14 protein-coding genes are annotated in these 15,369 nt (G+C 58.0%); 6 read left to right on the top strand and 8 right to left on the bottom strand.

Translation table 11 applies throughout. From position 1 onward, the window contains the following. Positions 1-2: 2 nt before the first annotated feature. A complete protein-coding gene (locus tag QP990_RS06835) occupies positions 3-1,562 on the bottom strand; it encodes a pyruvate carboxylase (RefSeq protein ID WP_284798769.1) in 1,560 nt (519 codons plus the stop codon). 398 nt (positions 1,563-1,960) lie between these two features. Between QP990_RS06835 and QP990_RS06830 the strand changes: the two genes are divergently transcribed. Further along, positions 1,961-3,313 carry an MFS transporter gene (locus QP990_RS06830; protein WP_284798768.1) on the top strand — a complete coding sequence of 451 codons (1,353 nt, stop codon included), beginning with the start codon at positions 1,961-1,963 and terminating at the stop codon, positions 3,311-3,313. A 160-nt stretch (positions 3,314-3,473) separates the two neighbouring features. On the opposite strand, the gene QP990_RS06825 is transcribed toward QP990_RS06830, so the two are convergent. Together QP990_RS06825 and QP990_RS06820 are read right to left on the bottom strand one after the other, a co-directional pair. Beyond that, positions 3,474-4,115 (bottom strand): 3-oxoacid CoA-transferase subunit B, encoded by a 642-nt coding sequence (locus QP990_RS06825; RefSeq protein ID WP_086589098.1) that lies wholly within the window; start codon positions 4,113-4,115, stop codon positions 3,474-3,476. Beyond that, the gene (locus tag QP990_RS06820; RefSeq protein WP_023021017.1) at positions 4,116-4,859 is read right to left on the bottom strand and encodes a CoA transferase subunit A; all 744 of its coding nucleotides are present in this window, start codon (positions 4,857-4,859) and stop codon (positions 4,116-4,118) included. It lies immediately after the preceding gene. Between the two features lie 115 nt (positions 4,860-4,974). Between QP990_RS06820 and QP990_RS06815 the strand changes: the two genes are divergently transcribed. Together QP990_RS06815 and QP990_RS06810 are read left to right on the top strand one after the other, a co-directional pair. Then, positions 4,975-5,745 carry an IclR family transcriptional regulator C-terminal domain-containing protein gene (locus QP990_RS06815; protein ID WP_284798767.1) on the top strand — a complete coding sequence of 257 codons (771 nt, stop codon included), beginning with the start codon at positions 4,975-4,977 and terminating at the stop codon, positions 5,743-5,745. A gap of 12 nt (positions 5,746-5,757) precedes the next feature. Further along, positions 5,758-6,975, top strand: coding sequence for an acetyl-CoA C-acetyltransferase (locus QP990_RS06810; protein ID WP_284798766.1), 1,218 nt, complete (start codon positions 5,758-5,760; stop codon positions 6,973-6,975). 55 nt (positions 6,976-7,030) lie between these two features. On the opposite strand, the gene QP990_RS06805 is transcribed toward QP990_RS06810, so the two are convergent. From QP990_RS06805 to QP990_RS06795, 3 genes are all read right to left on the bottom strand, one after another. Beyond that, the gene (locus QP990_RS06805) at positions 7,031-7,696 is read right to left on the bottom strand and encodes a DUF1707 domain-containing protein (RefSeq protein ID WP_284798765.1); all 666 of its coding nucleotides are present in this window, start codon (positions 7,694-7,696) and stop codon (positions 7,031-7,033) included. Between the two features lie 4 nt (positions 7,697-7,700). After that, positions 7,701-8,915, bottom strand: a complete 1,215-nt coding sequence (gene wecB, locus QP990_RS06800; protein ID WP_284798764.1) for a non-hydrolyzing UDP-N-acetylglucosamine 2-epimerase — start codon at positions 8,913-8,915, stop codon at positions 7,701-7,703. Between the two features lie 84 nt (positions 8,916-8,999). After that, positions 9,000-10,280, bottom strand: coding sequence for a phosphatase PAP2 family protein (locus QP990_RS06795; RefSeq protein ID WP_284798763.1), 1,281 nt, complete (start codon positions 10,278-10,280; stop codon positions 9,000-9,002). A gap of 432 nt (positions 10,281-10,712) precedes the next feature. On the opposite strand from QP990_RS06795, the gene QP990_RS06790 reads away from it, so the two are divergent. Next, on the top strand, positions 10,713-10,994 hold the full coding sequence (locus QP990_RS06790) for a hypothetical protein (RefSeq protein ID WP_023021011.1): 282 nt from the start codon (positions 10,713-10,715) through the stop codon (positions 10,992-10,994). A 66-nt stretch (positions 10,995-11,060) separates the two neighbouring features. On the opposite strand, the gene dnaG is transcribed toward QP990_RS06790, so the two are convergent. Beyond that, complete coding sequence (gene dnaG / locus QP990_RS06785) at positions 11,061-12,983, bottom strand: DNA primase (protein WP_200288799.1); 1,923 nt, start codon at positions 12,981-12,983, stop codon at positions 11,061-11,063. Positions 12,984-13,194: 211 nt separating this feature from the next. On the opposite strand from dnaG, the gene QP990_RS06780 reads away from it, so the two are divergent. Continuing rightward, on the top strand, positions 13,195-13,656 hold the full coding sequence (locus QP990_RS06780) for a ribonuclease domain-containing protein (RefSeq protein WP_284798762.1): 462 nt from the start codon (positions 13,195-13,197) through the stop codon (positions 13,654-13,656). A gap of 2 nt (positions 13,657-13,658) precedes the next feature. After that, positions 13,659-13,892: a barstar family protein gene (locus tag QP990_RS06775; protein ID WP_023021008.1), complete on the top strand. Its 234-nt coding sequence runs from the start codon at positions 13,659-13,661 to the stop codon at positions 13,890-13,892. A gap of 150 nt (positions 13,893-14,042) precedes the next feature. Here the strand turns inward: QP990_RS06775 and QP990_RS06770 are convergent, their stop codons facing one another. Then, positions 14,043-15,335, bottom strand: coding sequence for a deoxyguanosinetriphosphate triphosphohydrolase (locus QP990_RS06770; protein WP_284798761.1), 1,293 nt, complete (start codon positions 15,333-15,335; stop codon positions 14,043-14,045). Positions 15,336-15,369 lie beyond the last annotated feature (34 nt).

Raw genomic sequence — 15,369 nt, 5'->3', positions numbered from 1 at the left:
GATTACTTTTCTCCTTTAGTGAGGTTAATTTCCAGGTCAGAGGTCTTGAGGTGGAAGTCGGTGGTATCGGAAGAGTTGTAGATTTGCTGGACGAGGGAGGTCAAGACGCCTCCTTTGACGCCTTCGCCCTCGCCGGCGCGGCCCTCAGCTACGAAGCGCTTCATTTCATCGACTTGGCTGCCGGCGAACATAACGCGCAAAAGCAGGGTGTCGATGTCCTCGTCCGGATGCGCCTCTTTCAGGCCCGGCAGTACCGGCTTGAGTTCTGGGATTTCCTCGGTGATTTCGGAGGAACCGTTGGCCAGGATCTTTTCCAATACCTCTGGGTCCAGCGGGGCCAGAGGTTCACCGTAGTAACCCAGGGCATACTTCTTAATCTCATTTGGGACCACGGAGTAGCGCTCACCAGTCATCACATTCATGACGGCCTGTGTACCCACGAACTGGGCAAATGGCGTAATCATGATGGGGTATGCCAGCTCTTCTCGCACGCGAGCCACCTCATAGAGAAGCTCCTCAAATCGGTCTCCTAGGCCCGCAGTTTCCAGCTGAGATTCGAAGTTCGTCAGCATGCCGCCTGGCAGCTGGTGCATGTAGTGGAGGCCGTCGAAAGCACGCGGCACCCCCACCGGCTTATCCTCAGTATCGGCGATTTCTTGGATCCGGTCGCTGGCAGAGGCGATGCGATCATCGTCAACGTTGACGGTATAGCCGAGCGCCCGCAGATCTCGTACCAAGGCCTGGGTCGCAGGCTGACCGGGGCCGTTGGCAAGCGGAGCGATGGAGGTGTGAATGGAATCCACGCCCAACTCCGCGCCAAAGAGATAGGTCAATGGGGACAAGCCGGTCAGGGAGTGGGTGTGTACCTCCAGCGGGATATCTTCTCCAATGGAGCTGCGGATAGCCGGGATAAGGGTTCTCATGCGGTCCGGAGTGAGCAATCCGCCGGCGTCCTTCAGCATGATGCGGTCGACGTCGGTGCGTTCAAGCAGCTCCTCCGCCTTTTGCTTGTAGAGCTCATCGGTGTGCACTGGGCTAAGGCAGTAGGACAGCGCACCAAAGGTCTCAGCGCCAAGTTCCTTGGCAAGCTTGAGGCCCTTGTCAATGTTGTCGATGTCATTGAGCCCATCAAAAGAACCAATGACACGGAAGCCGTTGGCATAAAGGCGTTCAGTCCAGTTAAGGATGGCATCATCCGGCAGGAAGTCAAAGGATGCTAGATTCTTGGAGCGAATCAGCGCGCGGAACTTTGTACCGGGGGCGGCATGCTCGTGGACGAGGCGCACACGTTCCCACGGATCCTCTTTGAGATACCGCACGGCCACGTCGAACTGAATGGGGGCAACTAGGTCAACGTGCTCGAACCCGGCATTGGTGATGTCATCCAGCAGAGAAAGGATGTGTTCCGTGGTCATGCGGGTGGCCCAGATACTCTGGTGCGCATCGCGCAGGGTGGTATCGATGATCTTAATTTCACGCTCGCTATCGACTGGGCGTCCGCCCGCGGCCATGACTTCGGCGAGGCTTTCTGTGCTCAATTCCTCGGGACTAAGAGCAGTCATAAATCCCTCCTTAGGGTGTGGCTCCGACAAGACTCGGGTGGCTTAGGACTCATACCTTTCCGTCCGTGTCATATGTCACACGCTACACCAGTGTCCACCACTGTGAACCTAAAACTTTTACCTAAGGAAGGCTTTCCCGCCGTTATCCAAGCTCAGAAACGCTAGACATTTACCCAACTACCCCCAAGTGGGGTCACAATGCGCACCCAAGTTCACAATGCGAACCATAAATCTAACCACAGGTTGTCCCCGAAAGGGGTTCATCACGTGCAGTTTCTCACGCGGTAAACAACATCAATAGCGTCAGACGATCTCAATACTTTGGATCCTCGCCGCCCATTTGTGTGATCTAGGTAATATTTTTCCCAACCGTCCCGGTCCCACTACAAGGAGAACTCATGACATCCACCACCAAACCGACATCGCCACCAGATACCGAATCCGGCAAAAACGCAGCTTCTACCACCGACATCAAATCCCTAGGAGCCAGCCTTACCGGGCAAATCCTAGAGTGGTATGAGTGGAGCTCCTATGCAGTCTTTGCCCCATTCATTGCCACCGCAATGTTCAATAAGGGCGACTCCACCTCCGCCCTTTTAGCTACCTTCGGCGTTTTTGCCGTTGGTTTCCTGGTGCGTCCACTCGGAGGAATCGTCTTCGGCCGCGTAGCAGATAAGCGCGGCCGAAAATCCGTACTTATGATGACCATCATCATGATGGCCATCGCCTCCGCGATCATCGGAGTCATGCCCACCTATGAGCAGATCGGCATTTGGTCCTCTGTGGGTCTTTTGGTGATCCGTAACCTGCAGGGCTTCGCCCACGGCGGTGAATCAGCTGCCGCCAATAGCTATATCCCAGAAATCGCCCCCAACGCCCACCGCGGTAAATGGGGCTCTATGGTCTACGTTTCCATTTTCGGTGGCTCCGTCATCGCCTACGTGCTCGGCGGCCTAATCTCCCTCGTACTCAATGATGAACAACTTGCCTCATGGGGTTGGCGCATCCCCTTCTTCCTCTGCGCGCTCTCTGCCTGTGTAGCGCTATACCTACGCCGCCACATGAAAGAGTCTGATCACTTCAAGGAAATTGACAGTTCCGAGCCCAGCGTAGACACCCCAGCGCGCAAGGAGCGCGCAGCAATCCCTCAATCTGCCTCCGCTACTCGTCCGGCTTGGATCAATATCCTGCTCGTTATCGGCATGGTCTCCGGCGTTACTTCAGCGCACTACACGTGGACCTCCTACGTTTCTACCTATGCCATTAGCCACGAAGGAATGACCACACAAGGCGCGTACTGGGTCACGGTGGTTGCTCAAGTTGCTGGCCTTATCGCTCTACCGCTGTGGGGCAGTCTCTCGGACAAGATTGGGCGCAAACCCGTCATCTATATCTGCGCGGTAGGTATGGCCGTTTTGCAAATCCCACTCATGGCGTTGATCGATTCCCGTCCGTGGACCCTGCTCGTCGCTTCTACTGTAGGCGTGATTATCGTCGCCGCCGGTGGTGCGCTGCTATCTTCCATCATGTCCGAGGTCTTCCCTACCGCCCAGCGCACGCATAGTATCGGTCTTGCATACTCCCTCTCTGTAGCTGTCTTTGGCGGAACCGCGCCCTATATCTACCAGTGGTTTGTCGCGCACGATCTGGCGTGGGCCTCTGGCTTTTATGTCATCGCCCTATGCGTCCTCACCATCATTAGCATGTACATTCTCCCTGAAACCAAGGGTGTAGACCTACGCGATGTCTAACTAGTACCTCTCTCATTCCCACCTAGGGCTGGGCCGAAGCATGAATCATTTCGGCCCAGCCTTTAGCTAATTCAGCACCAAAGAACCCCACTCATTAGAAATGAAAAAGAAAGCCCGCCTTCCGGGTGCTAGAAGGCGGGCTTTCGGGAACAGTTCAGGACTAAGACAGGTCCAGCGTGAATGGGGCATCAGTAACCTCGCGGATGGAGTCCTCAGTCTCGCCCTCAGCCATCTGAACTAAGGTCAGACCTTCTAACTCATCAACCTCGAAGACGGCGCGGTCCGTAATAATAAGATCCACGCAGCGCGCGCCGGTGAGCGGCAGTTGGCATTCTGAAAGGATTTTGGACTTGCCATGTTTGGACACGTGCTGCATCATCACCACGATGCGTTTGGCGCCATGAACCAAATCCATGGCACCGCCCATACCTTTGACCATCTTGCCCGGAATCATCCAATTGGCAAGGTCTCCGAATTGGGATACTTCCATGGCACCAAGTACCGCTACGTCGATAGCGCGTGATCGAATCATTCCAAAGGATTCCGAAGAAGAAAAGAATGAAGCTCCGGGAGCAGCAGTGATGGTCTCTTTGCCAGCATTGATAAGTTCCGGGTCCACCTTATCTTCGGCCGGGTACGGACCTACGCCCAAGATGCCATTTTCAGAATGAAGCACCACTTCGAGGCCCTCTGGTAGGAATCCAGGAATCAACGTTGGCATGCCAATTCCTAGGTTGACGTAGTCGCCGTTTTTCAATTCCTGTGCGGCCCGAGCCGCCATTTCTTCACGTGACCAGGTCATTTACTTGCTCACCGTCCTAAATTCGATTCCAGTTTCTTGCTTTCCCACTTCTACGACGCGATCGACGTAGATGCCCGGCACGTCAACCTCGGCCGGAGGAATCGCCTCCACCAATTCTTCTGCCTGCACAATGGTGATATCAGCGCAACGAGCGGCATCCGGGTTAAAGTTCTGCGCAGTCTTGGCAAAAGCTAGGTTGCCGTATCGATCTGCGCGAGCGGCATGAACGAAGGCAAAATCAGGGGTCAGTGCCTCCTCCAGCACGTAGAGCTCGCCGTTAAACTCACGAGTTTCCTTCGGCTTAGAAGTCTGCGCTATGGACCCATCCGGGTTATAGCGGGTGGGGATATCCCCTTCCGCAAGCGGGGTTCCCACGCCGGCCTTGGTATAGAAGGCGGGAATGCCAGCACCGCCGGCACGCATACGCTCTGCCAACGTTCCCTGCGGGGTAAATTCCACAGTCAGTTCTCCTTCGAGATACTGGCGGGCGTACTCCTTATTCGTTCCGAGATAGGAACCAATAGAGCGGGAAATGCGATGATCTTTAAGCAAGAGCCCGAGCCCGAAATCGTCGGTACCAAGATTATTGGAAATGATGGTGAGGTCTCCAGAGCCGAGTTCACGCAGAGCATCAATTAGACGCGCCGGAATTCCCACGAGCCCGAATCCGCCCACCGCAATGGAAGCGCCGTCTGGAATATCTGCTACGGCATTTTCTACTGAGTCGATGACTTTATCTAACATGGCTTCAGCCTACGTGTGGTTCATATATTGCACAAGGGTTCACAGTGCGAACACTTTTGGATACAATTACGAGACGTAGGCCACTTCATCAATTTTTAGAATCGGAGACCACACCTTGAACGACACCCCCACGGTGCAGTCACTCGCCCGCGGATTAGCCGTTTTGCACTCTTTTAATGGCGAGCGCCCACGCCAGACTCTGGCCCAGGTTGCCGAGGTCACAGGGCTAGCACGTGCCACTGCACGTCGTTTTTTGCACACCTTGGTAACGGAGGGGTACGCGCGCACGGATGGCTCTGAGTTTTGGCTTACCCCCCGGGTTTTGGAACTGGGCTATTCCTACCTATCGAGTTTGGGTCTTCCCGATATTGCCCAGCCCCATTTGAGGGAGTTATCCACCAAACTCGATGAATCCTGCTCTGTCAGTGTGTTGGATAGGGACACCGTGGTTTATATTGCCCGCGCCGCTGCACACCGCATCATGGCCACCAATATCACCATCGGCACCCGCTTTCCCGCGCACGCGACCTCAATGGGACAGGTACTGTTAGCGGATCTCACTCCATCGCAGTTGGACGAATTCCTAGAAACGGCGTCGCTGGAGAAAGTCACCCCTCACACGCTCACCGCACCCGCGGATCTTCGGGCGCGCCTAGCGGAGATCCGGAAACGCGGTTGGGTCATCGTAGACCAAGAGCTGGAGAAGGGCCTGCGTTCCATTGCAGTTCCTATTCGCGATGGTTCGGGCCGCACTGCTGCAGCCATCAATGTCTCAACCCAAACATCCGTCTATTCCACTGAGGATCTCACCACGCGCATCCTGCCGGAGCTCATCGCAACCTGCAAGGCAATCTCCCATGACCTTGCCACCACCGAACTTTCTTAAAGGAGAATTATCATGCACACCCGCGACGTAGTCCTTTGCTACCCCAAGCGCACCCCTGTCGGCCGTTATGGTGGCGCGCTAAAGTCCGTCCCCGTCCAAGAATTAGCTAGCCTCGTGGTCAAGACCATTGTGGAAGAGTCCGGTATCGACCCCACCAAAATCGATGACGTCATCTTGGGCCAAGGCTCCCCTAATGGTGCCGCACCCGCTTTGGGCCGCGTGGCTGCCTTAGACGCTGGCCTGCCCACCACCGTGCCGGGTATGCAGCTCGATCGCCGCTGCGGATCGGGTCTGCAGGCCATTATTACCGCAGGTGCCCACATTGCTACTGGCGCTGCCGATGTCATCATCGCCGGCGGCGCGGAGTCTATGTCCCGCACCGAATACACCGTTGATGCGGATGTACGCTGGGGAGCAAAGGGAGGAAATATGATCTTTCGCGATCGCCTCCAAGAAGCCCGCGAGGCCGCCGGCGGAAAGCACCACCCGATTGCCGGCGGCATGATTGAGACCGCCGAAAATCTCCGCCGCGAATACTCCATCGAGCGCGTCGCCCAAGACGAGCTCGCTGCACGTTCCCACCGCAATGCCGCCGCTGCACAGGAACAATCGCTTTTCGACGCCGAAATCATCCCCGTCACCGTCCCCCAGCGCAAGGGGGAGCCTATCGTCGTAGACAAGGATGAACATGTCCGCCCAGATTCCAGTACAGACAAGCTATCTAAACTGCTCGCGGTCATGCGCAAGGAGGACGAAGAGGCAACGGTTACCGCCGGTAATGCCTCGGGCCAAAACGATGGTGCCGCGGCCGTCCTAGTGACTACCCGTGAAAAAGCCGAGGAGCTGGGTCTTACCCCAATGGTCACGCTCAAGGGATGGGCCCTAGCCGGCGTGGATCCGGAACGCATGGGTATCGGCCCGGTGGAGGCTTCCCGCAAGGTTATGGATCGCCTCGGCATCACCTTCGATGATCTTGACCTCATTGAGCTCAATGAGGCCTTTGCCGCCCAAGCGCTGGCTGTACTCAAAGAATGGGACATTTCGGCAGATGATCCGCGCTTCAACCCGCACGGTTCTGGCATTTCGCTCGGCCATCCCGTGGGTGCTACCGGTGCCCGCATCGTCGTCACCGCCGCGCATCACCTTCACCGCACCGGCGGTAAGCTCGCGCTGGTTACCATGTGTATTGGAGGCGGACAAGGTCTAGCAGCGATCATCGAGGCCGACTAAGCACTGGCCCACGCTCATTAGTGCAAGTGGTTGCTTGCACTACAATCGCGCTTGGTTACTCGCCGTAGCGGCGCCCCACGTGAACGTCTACGCCGCCGAAGAGGCTATAGCAGTTCACAATAATTTCTGGCGCGTCTACCGGGAGGTCATTCGGATGGATGGCGCCGTTCTCTACCTTGAGGTCATGTCCGCCAAAGAGTCCAACGCCGCTGACGTGGACGCGGAAGCCTTCGGGAATATAAACATCGACGCCACCAAAGGCGCCCGCCGCGTTGATGGTGGTAGTACGACTGTGCAGGGCGACGCCCGTGAGATCGATGTCCACGCCACCGAAAAAGCCCAACGCCGTCAGAGAACGAGCTACTGCCCCGCCGCTGACAGTAGACCCGCCGAAGATCCCCACCGCAAGGGAGCGGGTCTCCTGCACGCTCGGCTGTACCTGGCGGATAGCCTGCTCCACCTTGGCGATGGCTTTGGATTCTTGCTGGCCCACATAGGCCTTTCCGATTTTTCGTTCCTGCCTAAAAAGGAGAACTTCTGGGTCCTCTACAAGGTCAGCCAGCGGCTCGATGAGCTCAGCGCGAGTCGTTGCATTAACGCAGGCGGCCGAGCGTTTTTCAAAATCATCGAGGTCAATCTGCCCTGCCGAAAGCGCATCTCCTAAAATGTCTGCAGCTTTCATGCGCTCTCGGTGGTTACAGCGGATATCCAGCGGTTTCATACCTTTAATATATCCGCTTTCTCCGGCAGGCGCGCGAGTTATTCCTCGCCTTGGGCCCCTTAGAGGAACCTGCCTCCGGCAGAAAATCCTCTACGCGCTCGCCTACCCCGGTCAACTCTGCGATAGCCGCAATAGCGCGCTGCGCGCCCTTGCCGTCACCATAAGGATTGACGGCGTTGGCCATGGCGTCAAATGCGGCGGCGTCGGAAAGCAAAAGCTTTGCCTCTGCCACAATGAGCTCGCGATTAGTGCCCACCAGCTTAACCGTGCCGGCGACCACGGCTTCGGGGCGCTCGGTGTTTTGGCGCATGACTAGCACTGGCTTGCCCAATGCTGGTGCCTCCTCCTGGACTCCGCCGGAGTCAGTCAAGATGATGGTGGCACGGTTTTGTAGCTGCGTGAACTGGTCATAAGGCAGCGGATCCGTGATGATGATATTTGGCAGGTGCTCGACCTCCGGCAGGACCGCCTGGCGCACCTTGGGGTTGAGGTGCAGCGGCAATGCGAAGTTAATCTCCGGATAGGCTTCTGCCAAGTCCTTAACTGCACCACCGATTTCCTTCATCGCCTCAAGGTTCTCGCGGCGGTGGGTGGTAACTACGACAAGCCGCTTATCGGACTCTGCGGCTTCCTGCAGGGCAGGGTCTGCGAACTTCGTGTCCCACGATGCTGCTTCCAGCAGAGCGTCAATGACGGTATTACCGGTGACCACAATGTCCTTGGAACGCACATTCTCGCGGCGCAGGTTCTCCATCGAGCCTGCGGTTGGAGCCAGATGCAGCTCGGCTACCTGGCCAATGAGCTTACGGTTAGCTTCTTCTGGGAACGGCGAGTGGATATCGCCGGTACGCAAACCGGCTTCGAGGTGAACGATCTTGACCCCGCGATGGAAACCGGCAAGTGCTGCAGCCATAGCCGTAGAGGTATCGCCCTGGGAGATAATGACGTCCGGCTTTTCTTCTTCAATGATGGAATCCAGACCCGCAATTGCGCGGGAGACAAGCTCATTGAGTCCCTGTCCCTGTTTCATGAGCCCCAGGCCGTGCTTCGGCTGGATGCCAAACATGGTGTTGACCTGCTCCAGCATCTCTTTATGCTGACCGGTAGAGACCGGGATGGATTCAAAGCGCTCATCTTTATCCAGCGCCTTAACGACGGGGGCGACCTTAATGGCCTCCGGCCGGGTGCCGTAAACGGTCATTATCTTGGGCTTAGTCACTAATCTTTTCCTTTAGAGTGACGGAGATATTTCTAAATTGAACCATGGTCTGGAGATCTGTACCCCCACAGGTTGCAGAACCTGCTAGCCGCTGACGCTCACGCCGCCGTCTGGGGCGATGGTCACCCTGGCCGCCATGGCGCGGGCTAGATCGAGACGCTGCCACGAGCCTCCCTCTGCTTGCCAATCCAATGGGTTGCCGGCTGGACGCGCGGTCTGGCGCAGCACCTCGGCGCGCTGATACCAGGTCAGCTCTGGGTGGGACGCTGCTAGCAGCACTGGAGCGGCCTGCGGGACGACCATCGGGGCGTCGGTTCGGTAGCGCGGGGCGAAGTCATAGTCCATGAATGTGGAGTATTGTTCTACCGCATCCGCCGTGGACCGATAGTCGGTGCCCTCTTCCCTATCCTGGGCCACCAGTTCTTCTACCGTCTTGCCGGTGCGCCACTTAATTTCCTTGCGCACTTCCATCGAGGCTTGCCACAGGGCATTGCGCATGCGCTTGTCATTCAAGCGGTCAGCCGCGGCGGCCTGGCCTGTCATGCGCCCACCGATGACATCCAGCGGGTAATGCACGCCCAGTACTACGCGGTGGTTGCCGGCCTCCGCGCCGCGCAGCATGAGCTGTGGGCCTACCTCAGGCAGCATGAAGGACATCAGCGTGGTAATCCACGTTGCCTGATTGGTATGGCCCGAAGGGAAGGCTGGAGAGGTGGGATAGAGATCCTTGGAGCCATCGTCATAGCGCTTAATCGCCTGCGGCGCGCGCTGGTACGGGCGTTGATAGTTGAAGTAGTACTTCTCCGACATCGTGGAATTGGCCAGTCCGCCTGCGCGGGCCGCATAGCCATTTCCTAGGAGGTATTCGGTCTTGGGCAGGCGGTGCTCGGCCAAGGCAGCGCGGAAGGCATCGCCTAGGTTCTTGCCCATCGAGTCAGAAACGGCGTTGAGCACGCTCGTCGAGCTGGCCTTGGCATCGGCCTGCGCGCGGCGGATCAAAGCGGGGTCACCGGCTGCGGCGTTATTGATGGCCACGGCCTTGTCCATATTTTCTTGGCGGATTTCTGGCTGAGCCTTGATGTGATCAAAAAGCTGGACTACCTGCCAGTAGTTGCCAAATTGATAAGAGGAAACATCGGATTCAAAGCCCGCGATATAGTCCGTGCTAAACGGCTCTGGAACCGGGGCACCGGGGTGCTGGACCGGAGGAGCGCCGGTGGTCTGCTGGGTAACAGGCTCGCGGAGCTGTGGCACGGCCACGGGGAGGGCGGCGCTGGCAGCCGGTGCCAGCGTTATGGTCAGTCCGGTGGCCGCGCACAAGGCGAGTGCGCGAACTGCCGGGCGGAGTTTATTCCGATAGTTCAACGTGGAAACCTTTCACTAGTAACGAATTCCCACGCATAATATCTAGCTAAAGTTACAAAAAGGTGAACGTGACGCTAAACCCGCATGCACAAAGCTGGGACGGTGACTACACCTTCCCGGTACTATCTAGCAATCCTCGGACCAAGCTGAAGCTTTCTGCGTAGTAGCAACACCGGTGTTCTGGTTACTCGATTCTGCCGAAATACTCGCGGTAAATAGCGCGGCCAGCGCTACTGCTGAGGCCGCGGCCGAGTCCCTACGCGCGTTTATGTCCACCTCTTTAAACTAGCGCGAATTCCTGTTTATGAAAAGAGCTGTTCTACAGCAAATCGAGCTTTACCCCTTAACGGTGGCTAGCAGCGAGCGACGGGCCTTCGCGGTAGGCTGGTGGAGAACTTTTACTCGTACTGGAATAAGGGGACACGCTAAATAATGATCCAATTCGTCTTCGGCGCCGCAGCAGGATACGTTTTTGGCACCAAAGCAGGCCGCAAGCGCTACCACCAGATCAAGGGCGCCTACGAGAAGGCTATCAACTCCCCCGTGACCAAATCTGCCGTCACTTCTGCACGCAAGGCAGTAGCCAACCGCTTGGATCCGGAACCGCGCATGCGCGAGGTTCGCGATCTCTCCTCCAAGCGCAAGGGCAAAGGCCGGCTGCGCGGCTCCCAGGTAGACAACGCGGACCGCATTTATGAACCTGATGAGGACTAAATTAGTTTCAGCCTCTTCCCTCCCCTCGCTGCGCACCTAAATCGGTGACAGGGCGAGGGGATATTTTTAACCTTGGGGAGGCGTGCCGCGGAAGGCGCGGTCATTGAGCTCGCGGCGGGCTTGTTCTAAAGCGACGAGGTCAGCAAAAAGCGAGTTATAGCTAGCCTCATCATCGGAGGGACGCATGCGGCCAAGACGAGCCTTCAACTGGGCGATTTGATCGCCCACCACCGTCTCTTGCAATCGGGAGAGCACGGAGTCGGCGTATTTTTCGGGACCGACGTCGGTTGGCAAAATGGCCTCTACGGCAAGCTCCGAGACGAAGTTGCGGCCGGTAAGGTCCTGCATTTCGCCGGCCACCGCGGCGATCCACTCCACGGCCGGCATGGTGGCGCCCTGAGCTGCGCCACCCACGGTAGAAATGGCTTGGCGCACGAGGCGGTAGGCGTCGTTGGTATAGGCGTCGGCAGTAATGCCATCGAAATAGGAACCTGCCACCTGCGGCATCTGCAAGGCCAGCTTGAGGGCCTCGCGCTGAGGCCACAGGTGGGTCTCCTTCGGGCTCGGCGGATGGATCATCGGCACGTCCTGCTGTGCCGGCTGCTGCTTCGCATTGTCGAAGCGACGAATGGTGGGCTTTTCGGCTTTCTTGGGCTTGCGTGCCTCCGCGCGCACCTGCCGGAGAACCTCTTCCGGATCCGGCCAGCCCACCCAACCTGCTAGACGCCGGGCATATTCACGCTGCAAAGGTTGATCACGGATCTGTGCGACCACGGGTACCGCGCGGCGCAGGGCCTGCAGGCGCCCCTCGGCGCTGTCAATGCTGTATTCCGCGATGACGGACTGGATAACGAACTCGAACATGGGGATGCGGTCCGCGATGAGCTCGCGCACGGCGGCATCGCCTTTGTGCAGACGCAGATCGCACGGATCCATGCCGTCGGGCGCTACGGAGACAAAGGATTGACCGGTGAACTTTTGCTCGCCGTCAAAGGCGCGCATGGCGGCCTTCTGCCCTGCCTCATCGCCGTCAAAGGTATAGATGAGCTCGCCATTGAAGTAGGAATCATCCAGCATGAGTCGGCGCAGCACCTGCAGATGCTCGCCGCCAAAGGCGGTACCACAGGAAGCAACAGCGGTCTTGACGCCTGCGGCATACATGGCCATGACATCCGTGTAGCCTTCTACCACCACGGCTTGGTGGTTTTCGGCGATATTGCGCTTGGCCAAATCGAGGCCAAAGAGCACCTTGGACTTGCGGTAGAGCATGGTCTCAGAGGTGTTCATGTACTTGCCGAGCTTGTCGTCGTCGAAAAGCTTGCGGGCGCCAAAGCCAATGACGTTGCCGGAAAGGTCCTTAATCGGCCACAGCAAACGACGATGGAAGCGGTCGATGGGACCACGCTTGCCCATCTTGGAAATGCCAGCTGCTTCCAGCTCTTCAAAGGAAAAGCCTAGGCGCAGCAGGTGTTTGGTAGCCGTATCCCATCCCTCTGGGGCATAGCCGCACTCGAAGTCATAGATGACCTCGCGGGAAAAACCGCGATCCAGCAGGAAATCGCGGGCTGTAGCCGCTTGTGGGGTCTCCAACTGCTGGCGGTAAAACTCGTGGGCGGCTTTATTGGCAGCGATGAGGCGCTGCCGCGTGCCCGGCTTCTCATTGCGCGCGCCCGTAGAACCGCCCTGGTAGTTGATGTGATAGCCGATCTTCTGCGCTACCGCTTCAACCGCTTCTGGGAAGGAGACCTGCTCCATTTCCATCAGGAAGCTGAATACATCGCCACCCTTGCCGGTGGAAAAGCAGTGGTAGTAGCCGCGCTGCGGGCGCACGTGAAAGGACGGAGTCTTTTCATCCTTGAAGGGGCTAAGGCCCTTAAGCGAATCGTGCCCGGCGGGCTTGAGCTGCACGTACTCGCCGACGATTTCTTCTAAAGGCGCGCGTTCACGGATAGCTTGGATATCGCTGTCCGGAATTCTGCCTTTTGCCATGCGTACAGACTACCCCGCGCGCGGTGGGAATGTTCAAATAGCTAGGGCAGGATGGTGACGTTGAACAGGGTTCACAGTTTGGACGCAAATTACCCTCTGTTGGGGTACTTTCCACATACTGTTACCTACCCCCGTGACGGGGCAATTTTTGACCTCGCCATTGTCTCGGGCCAATTTCCACTTTTAGCGCCGCACCTGCAACAATAAAGGTATGCCCAAGTCCAAAGCGTCCAAGAAATCGCTCCCCGTTGCCCTCGGCGGCCTTGCGCTCGCCGTCGTGGCAGGCTACTTCGGCTTCGATCTCGGCGGCGATGGTGATTCCGCTGCTTCCTCCACTTCTGAGTCGACCCAAGCGGCCGCGACTGGCGACGCCGATACCTGCACGATGTCTTCCCTACCCGCCGAGGCCAAAGACACCGCAGACGATATCTTGACCGGTGGCCCCTACGACTACCCGGATAATGACAACGCCCGCTTTGGCAATTACGAGGGCCGGCTGCCCCAGCAGGACAAGAATTACTACCGCGAATACACGGTAGAAACCCCCGGCAGACACAACCGCGGTGCCCGCCGCATCATCACCGGTGGCGGCAGCGAGACCGACCCAGACGTGTGGTACTACACCGACGACCACTATGAAAGCTTCTGTTCTATCCCGGACGCAGAGGAGTAATCATGCGACGCATCCTCATCACTGAACACATCCGCACTCGCGCGGACTTCTTTAACGCACTCGGCCGCACCCGCGGCTGCGAAGACTGCGGACCGCGCAACCTCGATGACCTAGCGGATTTCCTGCGCGAGCAGCGCACCAGCGTCATCGTTGCCTCCAATATGGATATCGAAGGCGAGGACCTAGCGGCGGTAGCTAGCGTGCTCGAGGACCAAGGTGTCGCGTTGGTGCGCTAGCGACTCGGGCCCTGGGGTTGGAGCTGAGGCGTTAGGTCCATAGATATGAGGCCGAATTGAGGGTTTTGAGCTCTCAATTCGGCCTTTTCGCGCTCAGATCGGCCTGATGACTCTCGACCTAACTCTAGCGCGGTGGTGGGCAAGCCAGGTTTAGCTGAGGAACCCAGACAGCTCCGCACTCCGGCGGGCCAAGCGCTCGAGGCGGGACTCGGTCATGGACGCAATTTGGTCGATGATGGCGCGGTCACGAGCGGCATCAGAATCGGCCTGCTCCCACCACAGCCGGAAGGTGGCATCCAAAGAGCCGGGGGCGCCGGCGACGAGGTAATCGTAGACACGGTAGATGCGCTCGCGTTGGCGGTCTTGGCGGGCTAAGTGGGCGGGCTCATCCATGACGTAAAGGACCGCGATGGTTTTAAGCAGTTTGACCTCCGCCTCGGCTTGCTTGGGCACAACGAGGTCACCGTGCATGCGGCCAAGGGTATTGGAGGCGATGAGCTCGGCATTGGCTTCGCTGGTGGCACCGACGGTCGCGCCGACATAGCGGCCTACGAGCTCAGAGGTCATCTTCTTCAAATTGGCATAGTCGCGCAGGGAGTAGTCGAAATCGCCGATGGCGTTGATGACGCTTAAGTTGCGCAGGCTATCGGCCGCCTCCAAGAGCTCATCGGCCGTGCCGCCAAAGGCTTTAGCGCCCTTTTCTGCCAGCTGGGCTAGCTCAACTAGGTCCCAAAGGACATTGAGGGAGATGCGCCGGGAAATAATGCCGTCTTCCACATCATGCACGGAGTAGGCGATGTCATCGGACCAGTCCATGACTTGGGCTTCGATGCATTTGCGATTATCGCTATGGCCCTCGCGCAGCCACTCGAGCAGATCCGCGTCCTCGTCATAGGCGCCGTATTTGCGGTTGGTGCTGCCATCGAGATTGGTCTTGGTCCAGGGGTATTTGCAGGCACCGTCGAGGGCGGCACGGGTGAGGTTGAGGCCGAAGCTTTGCGGCACGCCGCTGGCATCGTCCACGATGACCTTGGGCTCTAGGCGGGTGAGGATGCGCAGGGTCTGCGCGTTGCCTTCAAAACCATTGAGGGCGACCTCATTGAGTGCGTTTTCGCCATTGTGCCCGTAGGGCGGGTGGCCGATGTCATGGGTCAGCCCTGCCATGTCGCACAGATCAGGATCGAGTCCAAGTCCAGCACCGATGCTCCGCGCAATTTGGCCCACCTCCAGCGAGTGGGTCAGACGGGTGCGTGGAGTATCGCCATCGCGCGGCCCGACGACCTGAGTTTTATCGGCCAGACGCCGCAAGGCTGCCGAGTGCAGCACGCGGGCGCGGTCACGGGCAAAGACGCCGCGATGTTCTTCCACGGTATGGAAGGCTGAGCCCTTCGGCTTTTCATCGGCCAGGCGGGCGAAGTCGGCGGCGGAATAAGAATAGGACACGACCCAAGCATATTCCGTGAACTGGCCTTTTGGG

The organism is Corynebacterium sp. MSK071, from assembly GCF_030232125.1.
In the GTDB taxonomy this organism is placed as follows: domain Bacteria; phylum Actinomycetota; class Actinomycetes; order Mycobacteriales; family Mycobacteriaceae; genus Corynebacterium; species Corynebacterium kefirresidentii.
Note: the sequence above shows the minus strand (reverse complement) of the source record. Positions and strands in the feature narration are given on the sequence as shown.